Origin of the sequence: Methylobacterium sp. J-048, from assembly GCF_022829515.1 — a bacterium.
In the GTDB taxonomy this organism is placed as follows: domain Bacteria; phylum Pseudomonadota; class Alphaproteobacteria; order Rhizobiales; family Beijerinckiaceae; genus Methylobacterium.
Genome location: NZ_JAKSYL010000204.1, coordinates 1 through 18,669, shown reverse-complemented (window position 1 = coordinate 18,669; position 18,669 = coordinate 1). Strand labels below are relative to the sequence as shown.

Genomic DNA, 18,669 nt, shown 5'->3' with positions numbered 1-18,669 from the left:
CCGCGACTCAGCCGCCGAGGTTGAGTGCGAGGCCGGACAGCATCGCGGCGCCCAGCACCAGCACGAAGGCGGCCGCCACGAGTTCCAGGCCGCCGATCGCCAGCAGGCCCGCCTGGCCGCGGCCGCCCGCGAGGCGCAGGGCCGCGCGCTTGGCGAAGACCGCGAGGCAGGCCAGGGCCGTGGTGGTCAGCGCGGTGCCCAGCGCCATGGCCAGCACCGCCAGGATCCCCGCCCCCGGCACACCCTGCGAGACCGCGAAGACCAGGACCAGCACGGCCCCGGCGCAGGGCCGCGATCCCGCTGCCAGGACCACGCCGGCACGGGCGCACCAGCCGTCGAGGGCGTCGAGCGTCCCAGCATCGGGCAGGTGGGCGCAGCCGGGGCCGCAGGGCGTCCCGAGCTGGACGAGCCGCCCGGCCTTGCGCCAGGTCAGCGCCAGCCCGACCAGGGCGACGAGGGTAAAGCTGACGGTCTCGATCGCGGTTCCGGCCCGGGTCACGCCCGCGGCGGTGGCGTTCAGCACCACGGTGCCGATCCCGACGATCGCCCCGGCGACCAGCGCCTGGAGCAGGGCCGCGCAGGCACTGAGCACGCAGCCCCGGCGCAGGGCCTGCTCCCCGGCCAGGATATAGCCGGCGATCACCGCCTTGCCGTGGCCGGGGCCGGCGGCGTGGAACACGCCATACGCGAAGGCGAGCCCGATCAGCGGCGCCCAGTCGCCGCCGCCCTTCAGCGCCACCACGGCACCGTTGAGGCTGCGGGAAAAACTCGCCTGCAGCGCCAGGATCACGCCGCCGAGACCGGTGGCGGACGGGGCCGCTTCGCGAAAACCGATGCCGAACGGCGAGCGCGGCGGCGGCGCGGCGATCCCGGGGGCGATCAGCCAGGCCAGCCCGGCGGCCACGCCGGCGGCCAGCACCACGGCGCCGGCCATCAGCCCGAGCCGCAATCCGAGCCGCTCCGGCCGGGGCGGCGCGTCGAGGCCGATCCCTACGGACACGCGACCAGGACCCGGCTGGCGAACTGGACCCCGTAGGACGAGGCGGCGGTGAGCGCCTCGAAGAACGCCTCAGTCATGCCCGGGGAGCCGGCCTCGGCGGTCTTGGGCTGCTCGGTCTTCGGTCGCGTGACGGTGGCGGCGCAGCCCTGCGGCGCGCCCGCGAGGGTGGCGGCGTCCGCGCCCTCCGCGAATGAGAAGCTGACGAAGTAGGTCGGGTCGTACACCTCCAGGGCGGCGACGCCCCGTCCCTGCTGGACCGGCGCCTTCAGGGGCAGCAGGAAGCTCAGCTCCAGGGCCTTGCCCTCCAGGCGCATCGCCGGCTCCTTCGGGTCGGCGAAGGCCTGGTCCTTGCCGCCGACCTTCAGCTTCGTGAAGTAGCCGAACTCGGCGAGGTTCGCGGTGTTCTCGGCGGCGAGCCCGGCCAACTCGTCGGACGAAAGCGTGCCGTCCTTGTTGGCGTCGAGGCCCTGGGTGACGAAGGCCGTGTATTCGGGGTCGAAGCTCCAGGTGTCGCGCACGCCGACGAGCTTGCCGTCCTGATAGACGAGCTGCGCCTTCGCGGTGACCCAGACATGGGGATGGGCCGACGCGGCCGTGGCGGCGCAGGCGAGGCCGGCGGCCAGGAGGACGGCGCAGGTCTTGGAGAAAAACGCGGCGATCGGCATGGGGCGGGGGGCACGCTCGCGGCAGCGGAAGACCAAGGGAAACGCGATCCCTTCCTCATCCCCTGGTTGGGCGAAAGCGAGGCGCCGCCGCGCGCCGATCATCCCAAAAAATCACTCCTGCGCGTCGAGGCCCATCAGCTGAAAACTCGTCCGCAGGTCGTTCGACATCGGGATGTCGAGGCGCTCGCCGTTGGGCAGGCGCTTCACGAACCAGCGCTCGTAGGTCCAGCGCAGCTCGCGCGATTCCGCGAGCCGGGTGAAGGTCTGGGCGACGATCCCGGCGAGCTCGGGATCGTCCCTGCGGAACATGATGCCGTAGGGCTCGTAGGAGAGCTTGTCGGGCAGGACCGTGTAGTTCGCCCCGTCCTGGCCGTCGGTGGCGATCAGGCCGTAGAGCAGCACGTCGTCGGTGGCGAAGGCGTCCGCCTGCCCGGCCTTCACCATGGCGTAGGACGCCGCGTGGTCGGGCGCCGTCACGATCTGCGCCTGGATCTTGAGCTTGGCCAGGAGGTCGCGCACCGCCTTCTCGTTGGTGGTGCCCGCCGTGACCACGACGGTCTTGCCGCCGAGATCCCGGTACGAGGCGAGGCCGGACTCCTTCTTCACCAGCAGCTGCGTCGCGCTGATGTAGTCGACCGGCGAGAAGGCGACGCTCCGGCGCCGCTCGGCATTGGCGGTGGTCGAGCCGCATTCGAGATCGATCTTGCCCGACGTGAGGGCCGGGATGCGGGTCGCGGCCGTGACCGGCTCGTAGCGGACCTTCACCGTCCGCCCGATCGCCGCCTGGATGTCGTCGGCGATCTCGCCGCACAGGTCGATCGCGTAGCCGATCGCCCGGGGGCTGCCGTCCCGGTGCTTGCCCTCCACGAAGGAGAACGGCACCGAACTCTCCCGATAACCGAGCACGATCTCGCCGCGCTCGGCCACCTGCTTCAGCGTGCCGGTCAGGACTTCGATGGCAGCGGCGGGGCGCGGTGCGCCCGTCACGGTCAGGACGAAAGCCGCCGCCAGGATCGAGCCGAACCGCATCGCTGCCATGCCGTGTCCTCCGCGTGACCCCGCGACGCCCTATTCGGCGGGCGAGGGTACCGTGCCGACATGGTCGAGGCGCTGGTCGGTCGTGGTCAGCTGGCCCTCCCACTTGGCCACCGCCACAGTGGCGATGCTGTTGCCGAGCACGTTCGTCGCCGAGCGGCCCATATCCAGGAACTGGTCGATGCCGATGATCAGCAGCAGGCCGGCTTCGGGGATGTTGAACTGCGTCAGCGTCGCCGAGATCACCACCAGCGAGGCGCGCGGCACGCCGGCCATGCCCTTCGAGGTGACCATCAGCAGGAACAGCATCGTCAGCTGCTGACCCCAGGTGAGCGGGATGTTGTAGGCCTGCGCGATGAACATCACCGCGAAGGTACAGTACATCATCGAGCCGTCGAGGTTGAACGAGTAGCCCATCGGCAGCACGAACGAGGTGATGCGGTTGGGTATGCCGAACTGCTCGAGGTTGGTCAGCATCTTCGGATAGGCGGCCTCGCTCGACGCGGTCGAGAAGGCGAGCACGAACGGCTCCTTGATCAGGTTGAACAACCGCATGATGCCGCTGCTCCCGAGCATCAGGAAGCCGACGCCCATCAGCAGCCCCCAGAGCACCGCCAGCCCGGTGTAGAACTCGACCAGAAACTTGCCGTAGGTGACGAGGACGCCGATCCCCTGCGTGGTGATCGTCGCGGCGATCGCGGCGAACACCGCCACGGGGGCGAACAGCATCACGTAGCCGGTCACCTTGAGCATGACGTCGGCCAGGCCCTCGATGCCCTGGGCCAGGAAGTGCCCCTTCTCGCCGAGCGCCGCGAGCGCCACGCCGAAGAAGATCGAGAACACCACGATCTGCAGGATCTCGTTGTTGGCCATCGCCTCCACGGCGCTCTTGGGCACCAGGTGGGTGACGAATTCCTTCAGCGACAGCGACGCCGCCTTGAGGCCGGTGCCGGCCCCGACATCGGGCAGCGGCAGGTTCAGGTTGTGGCCCGGCTGCATCAGGTTGACCAGGACCAGACCCAGCATCAGCGAGCAGAACGAGGCGCCGACGAACCAGAGCAGCGCCTTGCCGCCGACCCGGCCGACCGCGGCGGTGTCGCCGAGATGCGCGATGCCGACCACCAGGGTCGAGAAGACCAGCGGCGCGATGATCATCTTGATCAGCCGCAGGAAGATGTCCGAGACCAGCGCGATGTAGCCGGCGATCTCCTTGGCCGTCTGCGGATCCGGCCAGGTGATGCTGCAGGCGTAGCCCACCGCGATCCCGAGCAGCATGCCGATGAAAATCAACGTCGTGAGCCGTGAACCCGACATCGGTACTGCTCCTCGTTGCCGCCCGGGATGGACCAGCACTGATTTTCGTTAACGTGAAGCACGAACTACGCCAGACGCAAGCCCAATCGTGGGGTGTTACTGACACGTCCGACTGTTTTCGCGGGACGTTCGCATGGGGTTGAAACCTGTGGCCGGAGCGCCGCAGCTGCGGTACGGGACTTGCTCTCCCGGCTCGCCTGCCGTTTCTGCAGGCTGGACGAAAAACCTACGCCCGCGAGAGTACATGGACGTCTTCGTACAACAGCTCATAAACGGGCTTACGCTCGGTTCGATATACGGTCTGATCGCGATCGGTTACACGATGGTGTTCGGCATTATTGGGATGGTGAATTTTGCCCATGGCGATGTGTTTATGGTGTCCTGCTTCATCGCGCTGATCACCTTCCTTCTTCTAACGACCTGGCTGGGAATTAGTTCGATCGCCCTGGCGTTCCTGATCGTCCTCGTGGTCGCCATGGTGCTGACCGCCCTGTGGGGCTGGGCGATCGAGCGAATCGCGTATCGGCCCCTGCGCGGCTCGTTCCGGCTGGCGCCGCTGATCTCCGCGATCGGCGTCTCGATCTTCCTCTCGAACTTCGTCCAGGTGGTGCAGGGCGCGCGCAACAAGCCGACGCCGCCGATGCTGTCGGGCGGCATCACGCTGTTCGAGCGTGACGGCTACGCGGTGTTCCTGGCCTACAAGCAGATCCTGATCATGGCGGTCACCGCGGTGCTGCTGACCGGCTTCTGGTACCTCGTGCAGCGAACGCCGTTCGGACGGGCGCAGCGCGCCTGCGAGCAGGACCGCAAGATGGCCGCGCTGCTGGGCATCGACGTCGACCGGACGATCTCGCTCACCTTCGTGCTCGGCGCCGCGCTGGCCGCCGTCGCGGGCGTCCTCTACCTGATGTACTATGGCGTCGTGTCCTTCTCGGACGGGTTCGTGCCCGGCGTGAAGGCGTTCACCGCGGCGGTGCTCGGCGGCATCGGCTCGCTCCCCGGGGCGGTGCTGGGCGGCCTGATCATCGGGCTGATCGAGACGTTCTGGTCGGCCTACTTCTCCATCGAGTACAAGGACGTCGCCGCGTTCTCGATCCTGGCGATCGTGCTGATCTTCATGCCGTCTGGCATCCTGGGCCGGCCGGAGGTCGAGAAGGTCTGATGGCGCATTCCAAGACTGCGACCCAAGCCGCCGCGATCCCCGGATCCGCGATGGCCGGCATCCTGCGCGACGCCGCGATCTATGCGCTCGTCGCCTTCGGCCTCTGCGTGCCGATCATCAGCTACCGCACGGAGGCCGGCCCCGGCAGCGACCTCCTGCTCCTGCCCCGCTGGGGCCTGGTGGCGTCCCTGTGCGCGGCGATCTTCGTCGTGCGCATCCTCCAGCGCCTGATCCTCCTGCGCCGGGACGCGCGCCGCGCCCTCACCCCCTCCCCGGCCCAGGCCACCGAGGCGGTTCAGGGCGAGCCCGATGCCGGGCAGAAGAGTTCCAGGATCGGCCTCTGGCTGTTCGTCGGCATCGCCCTGACCCTGCCGGCGATCGCCGCCGCGGCCACGGGCGGCCTGTCCTCGGCCCGCTACTGGATCGATCTCGGCATCCTGATCCTGACCTACGTGATGCTCGGCTGGGGCCTCAACATCGTGGTCGGCCTCGCCGGGCTGCTCGACCTCGGCTACGTCGCCTTCTACGCGGTCGGCGCCTATTCCTACGCGCTCCTGTCGACCACGTTCGGCCTGTCGTTCTGGATCTGCCTGCCTCTGGCGGGCGTGTTCGCCGGCCTGTGGGGGATGCTGCTCGGCTTCCCGGTGCTGCGCCTGCGCGGCGACTACCTCGCGATCGTGACGCTGGCCTTCGGCGAGATCATCCGCCTGGTGCTGATCAACTGGACCGACGTGACCGGGGGCGGGGCCGGCATCTCGTCGATCCCGCGAGCGACCTTCTTCGGCATCCCGTTCAGTGCCGGCGAGGACGGCTTCGCCGCTCGGTTCGGCATCCCGTACGACTCGATGCACCGGCTGGTCTTCCTATACTACCTCATCCTCGGGCTGGCTTTGTTCACCAACTTCGTCACCCTGCGGCTGCGCAGGCTGCCGATCGGGCGGGCCTGGGAGGCTTTGCGCGAGGACGAGATCGCGTGCCGATCGCTCGGGATCGACACGACGGCGACCAAGCTCACGGCCTTCGCCCTGGGGGCGGCGTTCGGCGGCATCGCCGGCTCGTTCTTCGCGGTGCGCCAGGGCTTCATCAGCCCGGAGAGCTTCAACTTCCTGGAGAGCGCGATCATCCTGGCGATCGTGGTGCTGGGCGGCATGGGCAGCCAGGTCGGCGTCGCCATCGCGGCGGTGGCCATGGTCGGCGGCCCGGAGATGCTGCGCAATCTCGGCTTCCTCAAAGCCGTGTTCGGCGAGGGCTTCGACCCGAACGAGTACCGCCTGCTGCTGTTCGGCCTCGCCATGGTGGCGATGATGGTCTGGCGGCCGCGCGGGCTGATCTCGGAACGCCTGCCCTCGGTGTCGCTGGGCGAGCGCCGCGCCGTCTCGGGCGCCCATGTGAGCGAGGGGCACGGCTGATGGTGGTTCAACCGGAGTCCCGGGCGCAGGCGCAAGCCTTCGCCCCGCCGGTGCTCGCCGTCGAGCACCTGACCATGCGGTTCGGCGGCCTCACCGCCGTCTCCGACCTGTCCTTCGAGGCCAGGCGCGGCGACATCACCGCGCTGATCGGCCCGAACGGGGCCGGGAAGACCACGGTGTTCAACTGCATCACCGGCTTCTACAAGCCGACCGAGGGCATGCTGCGGCTCGCCCATGACGACGGCACCACGCACCTGCTGGAGCGGTTGCCCAACCACGCGGTCAACCGCACCGCCCGGGTGGCGCGGACCTTCCAGAACATCCGCCTGTTCCAGGGTATGACGGTGCTGGAGAACCTGCTGGTCGCCCAGCACAAGCCGCTGATGCGGGCCTCCGGCTACACCCTGTTCGGGCTGCTCGGCCTCAAGGGCTACCGGGACGCGCAAGGGGAGGCGATCGAGCGGGCCAAGGCCTGGCTCGACCGGATCGACCTGATGGAGCGGGCCGACGACCCGGCGGGCGCCCTGCCCTACGGCGCGCAGCGCCGGCTGGAGATCGCCCGGGCGATGTGCACCGACCCGGTGCTGCTCTGCCTCGACGAGCCGGCGGCGGGTCTCAACCCGCGCGAATCCGCCGAGCTCAACGCGCTCCTGCGCCACATTCGCGACGCGCACGACACGTCGGTTCTCCTGATCGAGCACGACATGTCGGTGGTCATGGAAATCTCCGACCACGTGGTCGTGCTGGACTACGGTCAGAAGATCGCCGACGGCACCCCGGTCGAGGTGCGGGCGGATCCGAAGGTGATCGCCGCCTATCTGGGCGTCGAGGACGATGAGGTGGAAGCCGTGGAAGCCGAGGTCGGCATCACCGTGCCGCATGGGGAGCCGACCCTGCCGGACGTGACGCATTCGGAGGCGTCGGTATGAGCGTGGCCGGCATCAACGTCCTGGTCGAGGAGACCCGGGCGATCCAGGCGGGGGCCAAGCCTCCGCTCCTCGCGGTGCGCGACGTCTCAACCTACTACGGCAGCGTCGCCGCCCTCAGGGGCGTCGATATCGATGTCGCCGACGGTGAGATCGTCACGCTGATCGGTGCCAACGGCGCCGGCAAGTCGACCCTGATGATGACGATCTTCGGCAGCCCCCAGGCGCGCACGGGGACGATCACCTATGACGGGCGCGACATCACCCGGCTGCCGACCCACGCCATCGCCCGGCTCGGCGTCGCCCAGTCGCCGGAGGGCCGCCGGGTCTTCCCGCGCATGAGCGTGTTCGAGAACCTCCAGATGGGCGCCTCGCTCCACGGCGAGCGCTACTTCCAGGAGGATCTAGAAAAGGTCTGCACCCTGTTCCCGCGCGTGAGGGAGCGGCTGCACCAGCGCGCCGGCACGATGTCCGGGGGCGAGCAGCAGATGCTCGCCATCGCCCGCGCGCTGATGAGCCGGCCGCGCCTGCTGCTGCTGGACGAGCCCTCGCTCGGCCTGGCGCCTTTGGTGGTGAAGGGCATCTTCGACGCGATCCGGGAACTGAACCGCACGGACGGCATGACGATCTTTTTGGTCGAGCAGAACGCCTATCACGCCCTGAAGCTCGCCCATCGCGGCTACGTGCTGGTCAACGGCCGGGTGACGATGAGCGGCACCGGGCGGGCGCTGCTCGACGATCCGAACGTCAAGGCCGCCTATCTGGAAGGGGGCCATACCGGCCCGGTCGGGGCATGAGCATGCTGCAGGGGATCCTGTACGAGGAGGAATCGGCCTGGCTGTTCCTGCTCGTCACCGTGGTGATGGGCGGCTGGGCCGGCTGGATGGCCGCCCGCGCGGTCGCCCGGGGGTGGCGGCCGTTCTGGCAATGCGCGGCCGCTCTGCTCCTCGTGGCCGCGGCCGTGCGCTTCATCCATTTCGCGTTGTTTTCCGGGACGCTGGTCTCGCTGCATTACTATGCGGTCGACGCGATCGTGGTCATGATCATCGGCACGGCGGGCTTTCGGGTCACGCGGACGCGCCAGATGACGAGCCAGTACCGCTGGCTCTACGAGAAGACCTCTCCCCTGACGTGGCGCGAACGGACGCCCGTCTCCGGTGAGGTCGGGTGAGTTCGGCCGGATCCACCGGGGCGGACTAACGATCGAAGGGGATGTTCGCGATGAGATCGATTTTGCTGGCCGGGCTCGCGCTCGGCACGATGATCGCTGCGGCACAGGCGGCGGAGGTGAAGCTCGGCATCGCCGCGCCGATCACCGGCAACAGCGCCGCCATCGGCGCGCAGATCAAGAACGGCGCCAGCCAGGCCGTCGAGGACCTCAACAAGGCCGGCACCCTCAAGGGCACGACCCTGACGGTCACGGTCGGCGACGACGCCTCCGACCCCAAGCAGGGCGTCTCGGTGGCCAACAAGTTCGCCAGCGACGGCGTGAAGGTGGTGGTCGGCGACTACAATTCCGGCGTGTCGATCCCGGCCTCCGACGTCTATCTCGACGCCGGCATCATCCAGGTCACCCCGGCCTCCACCAACGTGAAGTTCACCGAGCGCGGGATGTGGAACACCTTCCGCACCTGCGGCCGGGACGACCAGCAGGGTGCCGTGGCGGGCGCGTATCTCCTCGCGAAGTACAAGGACAAGAAGATCGCCTTCGTCCACGACAAGACCCCCTACGGCAAGGGCCTGGCCGACGAGACCCTGATGGTGCTCAAGGCCAAGGGCGTGAAGCCGGTGATGTTCGAGGGCATCAACCCGGGTGAGAAGGACTATTCGGCGCTGGTCTCCAAGCTGAAATCGGCCAACGTCGACATCGTCTATTTCGGCGGCTACTACACCGAGGCCGGGCTGATCCTGCGCCAGATGCGCGACCAGGGCCTCAAGGCCCCGGTGATGGGCGGCGACGGCATGGTCGACCGCGAGCTGGTGGCGATCGCCGGTCCGGCCGCCGAGGGCACGCTGACCACCTTCCCGCCGGATGCCCGCAAGAACCCGAACGCCAAGGCGGCGCTCGCCGCGTTCAAGGCCAAGAACATCGATCCCGAAGGCTACACGCTCTACTCGTATGCTGCCGTGCAGGTGCTGGCCAAGGCGATGGCCGAGACCGGTTCCACCGACGGCAAGAAGCTCGCCGAGTGGCTGCACCAGGGCAAGCCGACCGAGACCGTGGTCGGCCCGATCGCCTATGACAAGAAGGGCGACATCACCCGGCCGGACTACGTCCTGTACGAGTGGAAGAAGGGCGCCGACGGCAAGATCGACTACACCGGCAACGAACTGACCAAGTAGTCCGCACCGAGGCCCGGCCTGCGCCGCCCCGCACGGATGTGCGGGGCGGCGTTTGTGTGTTCTGCGCGGTGGATTCGTCAGCCTTAATCGCCGTTCCGCCCGCACCACCGCGTGCGTACGCCCAAGAATTGTGCATGATGCCGGCGGCGCGGACGAGCAGGGGGCCTCGACGAGCCGGAGGGGACCGGATGACGGCGGCGGGACACGCAACCGCGGACGCTCACGCGACGGTCATGGTCGTCCCTACGTCGTCTGTCGCGGCTCCGCGTGGCGCCGCGGCCAGCCTCCCGGCACCATCATTGCAAAGGCGTCGCCCGAGCGGGCGGGCCCGAGCGCCAAGCCGCCAGCCGATCCCGTTCGGCCTGATCCAGGAGTTCCGTACCGATGCAGTCTGATATCGCTCGCCGCGGCCTTGCCGCGGCGCTCGGCCTGAGCCTCGCCCTGGCCCCCCTCAGCCTGCGGGCCGAGGACCTGACCGGTACCCTCAAGAAGGTGAAGGATAGCGGAGCCATCGTTATCGGCTACCGCGACGCCTCCGTGCCGTTCTCCTATCTCGGCGGCGACCAGAAGCCGGTCGGCTACGCCCTCGACATCTGCTTCAAGATCGCCGACGCCGTGAAGGCCAATCTGGGCCTGCCCAATCTCGAAGTGAAGCTCAACCCGGTCACCTCCGCCACCCGCATCCCGCTGATGGCGAACGGCACGATCGACCTCGAATGCGGCTCGACCACGAACAACGCCGAGCGCGAGAAGCAGGTGAACTTCACCAACTCGCACTTCCTGACCGCGACCCGCTACGTCTCCAAGAAGTCGGCCAACCTGCACACGATCGAGGACCTGAAGGGCAAGACCGTCGTGTCGACCTCGGGCACCACGAACATCAAGCAGATCAACGAGGCCAACACCGAGCGTAAGCTCGGCCTGACGATCCTGCCGGCCAAGGACCATGCCGAGGCATTCCTGATGGTCGAGACCGGCCGCGCCGTGGCCTTCGTGATGGACGACGTGCTGCTCGCCTCGCTGGCGGCTTCCGCGAAGGATCCCTCGGCCTTCGAGATCTCCACCGAGGCCCTGTCGAAGCCTGAGCCCTACGGCATCATGGTGCGCAAGGACGACGCGCCGTTCAAGAAGGTCGCCGACGAGGCCACCGCCAAGCTCTACACCAGCCCCGAGGGCAAGGCGCTCTACGACAAGTGGTTCACGAAGCCGATCCCGCCGCGCAACATCAATCTCAACCTGCCGATGAGCGCGGAGATGAAGAAGCAGTTCACGACGCCGATCGCCAGCCCCGATCCGGCGGCCTACTGAGATCGGTTCAGTCAACGATGACGCGTCGCGGGTTCGCCCGCGACGCGTCACGACTGGTCCGAAGCAGATGGCAAGCCCATCCTCACCCTCATCCTGAGGTGCCGAAGCGCAGCGGAGGCCTCGAAGGAGCCCTCCAGGGATCGCGCTGGCATCCGGAGCCCTCCTTCGAGGCTGCTGCGCAGCACCTCAGGATGAGGGTGAGACTGGGAAACACCGGACTCACACGTTTCATCTCAGAAGCAGCACGATGAACTACAATTGGAACTGGCGGATCTTCTTCGACGCCTCGCCCGAGGGCAACGGCACCTATCTCGACATGCTGCTCTCCGGCCTCATGTGGACGATCGCGACCGCCCTGTGCTCGTGGCTGATCGCGTTCTTCCTGGGCTCCCTGATCGGGGTGCTGCGGACCCTGCCGTCGAAGACCGCCAACACGATCGGCACGGCCTATGTCGAGCTGTTCCGCAACGTGCCGCTGTTGGTGCAGATGTTCCTCTGGTACTTCGTGCTGCCCGAAGTGGTGCCGACGCAGATCGGCGACGCGATCAAGCAGTTGCCCGACGCGCCGTTCTACACGGCCGTGGTGTGCCTGGGCTTCTTCACCGCCTCGCGGGTGGCCGAGCAGGTCCGGGCCGGCATCCAGGCGCTGCCGCGCGGCCAGGGCATGGCCGGCACCGCGATGGGATTCACGGTCTACCAGACCTACCGGTACGTGCTGCTGCCGAACGCCTACCGGATCATCCTGCCGCCGATGACCTCGGAATTCCTGAACAACCTCAAGAACACCTCGGTGGCGCTCACCATCGGCCTCTTGGAGCTGACCGCCCGGGCCCGCTCGATGCAGGAATTCTCCTTCCAGGTGTTCGAGGCGTTCACCGCCGCGACCCTGCTCTACGTGATCATCAATCTCGTGGTGGTCACCGCAGCGACCTACCTGGAGCGCGCCGTCGCGATCCCGGGCCAACGCTGAGGCGCCGGCCCGCCCCTCGATTTCCCCGCTCCGCCGGCACCCGGCCACCGCGAACAGGCCCCGATGCTCTCGAACTTCGACTACACCGTCATCCTCTCGTCCCTGCCCTACCTGTTCGGCCAGGGCATGGTCTTCACGGTGACCCTCACCGCCATGGCGGCGGCCGGCGGCGTGATCATAGGCACGCTGCTGGCGATGGCCCGGCTCTCGAGCGTGCCGGGCCTCAGCCACGTGGCCAAGGGCTATGTCGAGCTGTGCCGCTCGCTGCCGCTGGTGCTGGTGATCTTCTGGTTCTACTTCCTGGTGCCGTATATCGGCGCCTACGTGACCGGCGCCTCGACCCCGATCCAGGTCGGCGCCTTCCCGTCGGCGCTGATCACCTTCATGGCCTTCGAGGCGGCGTACTTCTCCGAGATCATGCGCGCGGGCATCCAGTCGATCCCCAAGGGGCAGACCGGGGCGGCCTTGGCGCTCGGGATGAACTATTGGCAGACCATGGCCAACGTCGTCCTGCCCCAAGCCTTCCGCAACATGCTGCCGCTGCTGCTGACCCAGACCGTGGTGCTGTTCCAGGATACCTCCCTGGTCTACGTGCTCTCGCTCACCGACTTCATGGGCGCCGCCTCGAAGGTGGCGCAGCGCGACGGCCGCCTCGTCGAGATGTATATCTTCGCCGCCATCGTCTACTTCGTGATCTGCTTCACGGCCTCGTTCCTGGTGCGTCGCCTGCAGCGCCGCGTCGCCATCATTCGCTGACCGACACTGGAGTCCGCGCCATGACCTCGACCCCGATGCCGGCCCCGTCCGTCAAGGAGCCCGTCGCCGACGCCGCCCACGCCCCCCGGGATGCCGGGCTGCAGCCGGGGAGCCTCGTCTCCGGCGTGCCCGCGGCGGCGCCCGGCGAGACGATGATTTCCATCGACAACATCAGCAAATGGTATGGCGACTTCCAGGTGCTGACGAACTGCACCACCAAGGTCGCCAAGGGCGAGGTCGTGGTGGTCTGCGGCCCCTCGGGTTCAGGCAAATCGACCCTGATCAAGTGCGTCAACGCCCTTGAGCCGTTCCAGAAGGGCCAGATCACGGTCGCCGGCACCAAGGTCGTCGACAAGGCGACCAATCTGCCAAAACTCCGCTCCCGGGTCGGCATGGTGTTCCAGCATTTCGAGCTGTTCCCGCACCTCTCGATCACCGAGAACCTCACCATCGCCCAGCGCAAGGTCCTGGGTCGCGGTGCCGAGGACGCGAAGAAGCGCGGACTCGACCTGCTGGCTCGGGTGGGCTTGAGCGCCCAGGCGGAGAAATTCCCGGGGCAGCTCTCAGGCGGCCAGCAGCAGCGCGTGGCGATCGCCCGGGCGCTCGCCATGAACCCGGTGGTGATGCTGTTCGACGAGCCGACTTCGGCGCTGGACCCCGAGATGGTCGGCGAGGTGCTCGACGTGATGGTGGAACTCGCCAAAGAGGGCATGACCATGATGGTCGTGACCCACGAGATGGGCTTCGCCCGCAAGGTCGCCGACCGGGTAATCTTCATGGATCGCGGCGAGATCGTTGAGGACGCCAAGAAAGAGGATTTCTTCGGAAGCCCCCGCTCCGAGCGCGCCCAGACCTTCTTGTCGAAGATCCTGCAGCACTAGTTTTTGGGATTTGGTCGAGAGCTCTGCGTCATCGCGGCGTGACGAAGGCGATGGCTGCCCGCGTCACGCCGTCCGCTTGAGGCCGGCCGCGAGAACCTCCCCCATCCGCACCTGCCAGCCTGGGCCGGTGGCCTGGTAACCTTCGATAACGTCCGGCGGCAGGCGCAGGGTGACGAGCTTCTTGCGGGTCTCCGATCTGGGACGGCCACGGTGCGTGAGCTTCGCGAAGAGTGTCGGATCGAGGACATCGGAGGCCGGGCGCGCCTGCGCAGCCTGTTCGTCGGTGACTTCCGGTGCGTCCGGATCGCGCGCGATCGCGGCCTGGATCCGGGCCTCGTCGGCGTCGCTGATCGGGCCTGCCTTACGCTTGGTCATAGAGGCTCCTCTCCTTGCGGCTGGCCGGCCGCAGGCTGATGGCTGTCACCGCCTCCGTCCCGAGCGGGGCGAATACCAGCGTCCGCAGATGCCCGTCCAACCAGCCGATGGCGATGAGGCGCGGACGGCCGTCCGGTCCTGGATAGGTCGGAACGATGACGGCGCTGTCCCATTCGAAACGGTCGCGGGCATCGACGAAATCGAGGCCATGCCCCTTCGGCTCGGGGCGCAGGTTGATCGCGCGCTTGCGCTCATCCCAGACCATATGCACGGCAATATCGTAGTTACAGAATAGGCCCTCGGCAAGGACGTTCGCGCAGCCGTCTGAGCTTTCTGCCCGGGCTCGTCGATCCGCCCCCTGAGCGCTGCGAAGCGGTCCTATCCCGCCTCCGCCTGCGCCGCCCGGTACTCCCGCCCGTGCCGGCAATAGCCCTCGACGATGCGGATCATCATCGCGCGCTTCTCGGCGTCCAGCGGCGACAGGATCCGGGCCGGGCGGCCGCCCCAGAGATAGCCGGCCTCCAGGATCTGCCCGGGATCGGTGGTGGCGCCGGCCGCCAGCATGACGTCGTCGGCGATCAGCGTGCCGGGGGCAATGCTGGCGCCGATGCCGATCAGCGATCGAGCGCCGATCCGGCAATCGGCGATCCGGACGTTGTGGGCGATGGTGGTCTCGCGCCCGATCACCACGCCCTCCCCCCGGGTGCGGATCGTGGTGTTGTCCTGGATATTCGTGTCGGCTCCGACCACGATCGGACCGACCTCGGCGTTGAGATCGCAGGAGAACAGCACGCTGGCGCCGGCCCCGAGGCTGACCCTCCCGCGCAGGTGCGCGGTTCGCGCCACGAACACGCTGTCCTCGACCTCCGGGGGGAGGCCGGGATCGGCGGTGGCTCCGTCGCCCATCCGCTCGCGCAGGCGCTCGCCGTGCTCGGCGACCTCGTCCGGGCCGACCGTTCGGCTCGGTCGCGCCGGGCTGCCGGCATAGGCGTGGCCGCCGGCGAGCTTCATCCGGGGGAACACCGTCGAGCCCGCCTCGATCACGGTGTTGTCGCCGATCTCGGCCCCGTCGAGGATCACGACGTCGTCCTCGATTACGACATCGGAGCCGACCGTGCAGGCATGCACGACGCTGTTGCGCCCGATCGTGACCCGGTCGCCGACCTGCGTCCCGTGGGTGAGCGTCGCGATATGCACCGTCGAGCGGTGGCCGAGCCAGAACCTGTCCCCGAGGGTGATGGCCTGCCCGTCGGCGCGGATCACCGCCTCGTCGCCGATCCAGGCCTGCGCGCCGATCCGGGCGGCGCCGATCACCGTGCTGCCGCGCCCGCACCAGACCGGGCGGCTCGCGAAATCCGGCAGGACGCCCGCGTGGGGCAGGATCAGGTCGGGGGTCACATCGTCATCCTTCTCCGCCGCGCCCGCGACCGGGGCGAAGACGGCTCGATGTGCCATATAGAGGCGCGGCCGGGTGTGACAGGCGTGGGCGATCCCGCGCCGCCCGAAGACCGCCGGATGAGGATCGTTGGACCGGACCATGAGCACCCCCGCCCCGAGCGTCGCCATCCAGGCCGAACCCTTCGACACCGCCGCCGAGATCGCCCGGATCGGCGCCGAACTCGGCGGCCGGGCCGGTGCGGTGGTCACCTTCACGGGCCTGTGCCGGGACGAGGCCGGGCGCCTCGCCGCCCTCGAGCTGGAACACTATCCCGGCATGGCCGAGGCCGAGATCCTCCGGGTCGCCGAGGAGGCCGTCGCCCGCTGGCCGCTCCAGGCCCTGCGGGTGATTCATCGCCACGGCCGCGTCCTGCCGGGCGACGGCATCGTGCTGGTGGTGACCGCCTCCAGCCACCGGGTCGCGGCCTTCGAGGCGGCGAATTTTCTGATGGACTACCTCAAGACCCGCGCCCCGTTCTGGAAGCGCGAGCACCTCGCCGACGGCACCACCGGCGGCTGGGTCGAGGCCGCCGCCCATGACGACGCGGCGGCCGAGCGCTGGAGCTGACGCAGCCTACAGGATCGCGTTGAGCAGCACCGCCGCGAGCGCGCCGGCGATCGCGAGGCCGAGGATGACCACGCTGCTGAGCTGGTCCCCGGTATCCACGGTCCGGCCCGGACCGAGGGAATGGGTGTGGGGCTCGTTGCTGCTCACGCCGGTCTCTCCTGCATGCGCCCGGCTCCGATCGGAAACGGTTGCGCGGGCGGACAACGCGCGAAAGGCCGTCCGGTCGCGGCGCGCTGCACACAAGCTTGGTAGAGAGCCGCACTTGACCCCGGGCGGCCCGGAGCGTTCGTGAGCCCGCGGTACGGGAGCCATGATGACGGACGGTAAGCTTCAGGATCTGGACGGCCCGGTCGGGCCCTGGCGCGGTGCCCTGCCGCTGGCGGCCTCGGGAATCGCCGTCGTCTGCTTCGCGGCGCTGCTGGCGCTCGCCTGGATGTCGGTGGGCACGCTGCTGCTGATCTTCGCGGGCGTGCTGCTCGGCGTGTTCCTCGACGGCCTGACCCGCGGGCTCGGCCATGTCCTGCCCCTGCCCCGGGGCCTGCGCCTGACCATCGCCAGCCTCGCGGTCGCCGTCGCGGCGATCAGCTTCGGGACCTATGGCGGCGCCACCATCGTGCAGCAGGGGCGCGACCTCGGCACCACGATCAAGGACCAGGCCGGCACGGTCTCGAGCTGGCTGTCAGAGCGCGGCATCGACGTGCCAAGCCTCGCTCCCCAGGGCGGCGGCAAGGACGGTTCGACCGAGTCCAGCCAGAAGGAGGGCGGCCTCGGCGGCCTCGCCAACGGCCTGCTCAAGGGCAGCAGCTCGATCGTCTCCGACGCGGGCAGCGTCCTCGGGCCGGCGGCGGCCGTGATCCTCGGGCTGTTCGACGCGCTGGGCAACCTGCTGGTGATCGCGTTCCTGGGGCTGGCCTTCGCGGCCGACCCGAAGGCCTACCGGAACGGAGCGCTGCGCTTCGTGCCGCCGCAGAAGCGCCCGCGCGCCGCCAAGGTCCTCGACGGCGCCGGCGAGACCCTCCGGCACTGGCTGTTCGGCCAGCTGATCATCATGGCGGTGATCTTCCTCTGCACCTGGGCCGGGCTGGCCTTCCTGGGGATCGGCGGCGCGCTGATCCTCGGCCTCCAGGCGGGGCTTCTGGCCTTCGTGCCGACCGTGGGGCCGCTGGTGGCCGGCATCGTGATCATCCTGGCGGCCCTGGCCTCGGGCCTCAAGGCGGTGATCGGCGCCATCGGCGTCTACCTGGCGGTGCAATGCCTGGAGAGCTACGGCCTGACCCCGTTCATCCAGAAGCGGGCGCTCGACATCCCCCCGGCCACGATCTTCGCTGGCCAGCTGATCCTGGGCGTCATCTTCGGCCTCTGGGGCATCGCGCTCGCGCTACCCCTGATGGCGGTGATCAAGGTGCTGCTGGAGCAGCTCTACGTGGAGGACACGCTGCACGAGCCGGCGAGCGCCTGAGCTGCGGGCCGTGAGGCGGGCGACGGCGGGTTGTGTCGGCACTCAAGTCTGAATCCAATCAGCTTGGCCGTGACAAGGTCCGTCAAAACCGAGTTGGTTTGGCCCAGGGCGAGCGCGCTTGTGGGCCCGTCGAGTAGCAGTACCTTCGATGTTCGACCGGGGTATTGGGCGGCCGGATTCAATTCCAAATCCGGTCAGTTGCGCTATCCTGCCGCTCACGCACCGGGCGGAACGGCCTGCCTGGCACAAACGGAGCGCGCCGCCCCATGTTCGACGAATACGGCATTCCACGCGGCGCTGAGTTGGACGAACCCGCGCTGCCCGCGCTTTATCATTTCGTCTACTGCAGCCGTGCCGCCGACGGCGTCGACGACGCCGAGGTCGGCCGCATCGTCGAGGTGGCCCAGCGCCACAATCTCGCGCGCGGCATCACCGGGGTGCTGGTTTACGGCAGCGGTGTCTTCTTCCAGTGGATCGAGGGGCCGGCCGCCGAGATCCAGAAGCTGATCACGAGCCTTCATGGCGATCCGCGCCATTACGACATCGTCGCGCTGAGCCAGAGCGAGGAAGAGCGAGAGCGTCTCTATCCGAACTGGGACATGGAGAGGGTCGAAGCCGAGGACATTCGCCTGGTACTACAGGACGCGCTGGAAAGCGCCGAAGATAAGAACAACGTCGCGGCACTGACGCGGATTCTCGAGCAACTCGATTCGGGGCCGCTGGTTTCGCTTGGGCGAAGCTGACCGGGCCAGCAGCACCCGTTGCTCGCTGCGGCCATGCCAATGGCACGTTGTGATGATCCGCTCCGAATTACGACACTGAGAGTCTGTTTGACCGGGTGTTCCCATTTGCGACCTCATCCTGAGGTGGCGTAGCGGAGCGGAGCCCTCGAAGGAGCCCTCCAGCCAGCCGCGCGATCCCTGGAGGGCTCCTTCGAGGCTGCTGCGCAGCACCTCAGCGACTGTGTTGGGCGTCAAGCGGTTTGCCATGGTTTCTGATCCCGGATCATGGCGTTGAGGATGGTGAGGAGCTTTCGGGCGACGGCGATGACGGCGACCATC

The 18,669-nt window shown here is 68.3% G+C and carries 21 protein-coding genes; 13 read left to right on the top strand and 8 right to left on the bottom strand.

Annotation, left to right across the window (positions count from 1 at the left end; translation table 11 throughout):
- Positions 1–7: 7 nt before the first annotated feature.
- The 4 genes from MKL09_RS20560 to MKL09_RS20545 all read right to left on the bottom strand — a co-directional run bounded on the left by MKL09_RS20560 (position 8) and on the right by MKL09_RS20545 (position 4,014).
- Positions 8–1,000: a nickel/cobalt transporter gene (locus MKL09_RS20560; RefSeq protein WP_244023209.1), complete on the bottom strand. Its 993-nt coding sequence runs from the start codon at positions 998–1,000 to the stop codon at positions 8–10.
- The gene (locus MKL09_RS20555) at positions 991–1,665 is read right to left on the bottom strand and encodes a DUF1007 family protein (protein WP_244023207.1); all 675 of its coding nucleotides are present in this window, start codon (positions 1,663–1,665) and stop codon (positions 991–993) included. Before MKL09_RS20555 ends, MKL09_RS20560 begins: the two co-directional genes overlap by 10 nt.
- Positions 1,666–1,776: 111 nt before the next feature.
- Complete coding sequence (locus MKL09_RS20550; protein ID WP_409566956.1) at positions 1,777–2,703, bottom strand: amino acid ABC transporter substrate-binding protein; 927 nt, start codon at positions 2,701–2,703, stop codon at positions 1,777–1,779.
- Positions 2,704–2,733: 30 nt separating this feature from the next.
- Positions 2,734–4,014, bottom strand: a complete 1,281-nt coding sequence (locus MKL09_RS20545) for a dicarboxylate/amino acid:cation symporter (RefSeq protein ID WP_244023204.1) — start codon at positions 4,012–4,014, stop codon at positions 2,734–2,736.
- A gap of 244 nt (positions 4,015–4,258) precedes the next feature.
- Between MKL09_RS20545 and MKL09_RS20540 the strand changes: the two genes are divergently transcribed.
- The 10 genes from MKL09_RS20540 (at position 4,259) to MKL09_RS20495 (ending at position 13,769) form a co-directional block, all read left to right on the top strand.
- On the top strand, positions 4,259–5,176 hold the full coding sequence (locus MKL09_RS20540) for a branched-chain amino acid ABC transporter permease (RefSeq protein ID WP_147907584.1): 918 nt from the start codon (positions 4,259–4,261) through the stop codon (positions 5,174–5,176).
- On the top strand, positions 5,176–6,585 hold the full coding sequence (gene livM / locus MKL09_RS20535) for a high-affinity branched-chain amino acid ABC transporter permease LivM (RefSeq protein WP_244023203.1): 1,410 nt from the start codon (positions 5,176–5,178) through the stop codon (positions 6,583–6,585). Before MKL09_RS20540 ends, livM begins: the two co-directional genes overlap by 1 nt.
- Positions 6,585–7,514, top strand: a complete 930-nt coding sequence (locus tag MKL09_RS20530; protein ID WP_244023201.1) for an ABC transporter ATP-binding protein — start codon at positions 6,585–6,587, stop codon at positions 7,512–7,514. The genes livM and MKL09_RS20530 overlap by 1 nt, the downstream gene beginning before the upstream one ends.
- Positions 7,511–8,308, top strand: coding sequence for an ABC transporter ATP-binding protein (locus MKL09_RS20525; RefSeq protein WP_244023199.1), 798 nt, complete (start codon positions 7,511–7,513; stop codon positions 8,306–8,308). The genes MKL09_RS20530 and MKL09_RS20525 overlap by 4 nt, the downstream gene beginning before the upstream one ends.
- 5 nt (positions 8,309–8,313) lie before the next feature.
- A complete protein-coding gene (locus MKL09_RS20520; protein WP_244023275.1) occupies positions 8,314–8,682 on the top strand; it encodes a DUF6867 family protein in 369 nt (122 codons plus the stop codon).
- 50 nt (positions 8,683–8,732) lie between these two features.
- Positions 8,733–9,854, top strand: coding sequence for a branched-chain amino acid ABC transporter substrate-binding protein (locus MKL09_RS20515; RefSeq protein WP_244023197.1), 1,122 nt, complete (start codon positions 8,733–8,735; stop codon positions 9,852–9,854).
- 384 nt (positions 9,855–10,238) lie between these two features.
- Entirely contained in the window at positions 10,239–11,162 is a 924-nt protein-coding gene (locus tag MKL09_RS20510; protein ID WP_244023196.1) for an amino acid ABC transporter substrate-binding protein, read from the top strand.
- 247 nt (positions 11,163–11,409) lie between these two features.
- Complete coding sequence (locus MKL09_RS20505) at positions 11,410–12,132, top strand: amino acid ABC transporter permease (RefSeq protein WP_244023194.1); 723 nt, start codon at positions 11,410–11,412, stop codon at positions 12,130–12,132.
- A gap of 63 nt (positions 12,133–12,195) precedes the next feature.
- Positions 12,196–12,888: an amino acid ABC transporter permease gene (locus MKL09_RS20500; RefSeq protein WP_244023192.1), complete on the top strand. Its 693-nt coding sequence runs from the start codon at positions 12,196–12,198 to the stop codon at positions 12,886–12,888.
- Between the two features lie 152 nt (positions 12,889–13,040).
- Positions 13,041–13,769 carry an amino acid ABC transporter ATP-binding protein gene (locus MKL09_RS20495; protein ID WP_244023273.1) on the top strand — a complete coding sequence of 243 codons (729 nt, stop codon included), beginning with the start codon at positions 13,041–13,043 and terminating at the stop codon, positions 13,767–13,769.
- A 63-nt stretch (positions 13,770–13,832) separates the two neighbouring features.
- On the opposite strand, the gene MKL09_RS20490 is transcribed toward MKL09_RS20495, so the two are convergent.
- The 3 genes from MKL09_RS20490 to MKL09_RS20480 all read right to left on the bottom strand — a co-directional run bounded on the left by MKL09_RS20490 (position 13,833) and on the right by MKL09_RS20480 (position 15,542).
- Positions 13,833–14,144 (bottom strand): BrnA antitoxin family protein, encoded by a 312-nt coding sequence (locus MKL09_RS20490; protein WP_244023190.1) that lies wholly within the window; start codon positions 14,142–14,144, stop codon positions 13,833–13,835.
- Positions 14,131–14,409 carry a BrnT family toxin gene (locus MKL09_RS20485; protein ID WP_244023271.1) on the bottom strand — a complete coding sequence of 93 codons (279 nt, stop codon included), beginning with the start codon at positions 14,407–14,409 and terminating at the stop codon, positions 14,131–14,133. The genes MKL09_RS20490 and MKL09_RS20485 overlap by 14 nt, the downstream gene beginning before the upstream one ends.
- Positions 14,410–14,522: 113 nt before the next feature.
- Positions 14,523–15,542: a gamma carbonic anhydrase family protein gene (locus MKL09_RS20480; RefSeq protein ID WP_244023268.1), complete on the bottom strand. Its 1,020-nt coding sequence runs from the start codon at positions 15,540–15,542 to the stop codon at positions 14,523–14,525.
- 139 nt (positions 15,543–15,681) lie between these two features.
- Here MKL09_RS20480 and MKL09_RS20475 point away from each other — a divergent pair, with 139 nt between their 5' ends.
- Positions 15,682–16,149, top strand: coding sequence for a molybdenum cofactor biosynthesis protein MoaE (locus MKL09_RS20475; protein ID WP_244023188.1), 468 nt, complete (start codon positions 15,682–15,684; stop codon positions 16,147–16,149).
- A 6-nt stretch (positions 16,150–16,155) separates the two neighbouring features.
- Here the strand turns inward: MKL09_RS20475 and MKL09_RS20470 are convergent, their stop codons facing one another.
- The gene (locus tag MKL09_RS20470) at positions 16,156–16,296 is read right to left on the bottom strand and encodes a hypothetical protein (protein WP_244023186.1); all 141 of its coding nucleotides are present in this window, start codon (positions 16,294–16,296) and stop codon (positions 16,156–16,158) included.
- A 166-nt stretch (positions 16,297–16,462) separates the two neighbouring features.
- Here MKL09_RS20470 and MKL09_RS20465 point away from each other — a divergent pair, with 166 nt between their 5' ends.
- Both MKL09_RS20465 and MKL09_RS20460 read left to right on the top strand, forming a co-directional pair.
- The gene (locus MKL09_RS20465) at positions 16,463–17,608 is read left to right on the top strand and encodes an AI-2E family transporter (protein ID WP_244023184.1); all 1,146 of its coding nucleotides are present in this window, start codon (positions 16,463–16,465) and stop codon (positions 17,606–17,608) included.
- A 266-nt stretch (positions 17,609–17,874) separates the two neighbouring features.
- On the top strand, positions 17,875–18,351 hold the full coding sequence (locus MKL09_RS20460) for a BLUF domain-containing protein (protein WP_244023182.1): 477 nt from the start codon (positions 17,875–17,877) through the stop codon (positions 18,349–18,351).
- Positions 18,352–18,669: the final 318 nt, after the last annotated feature.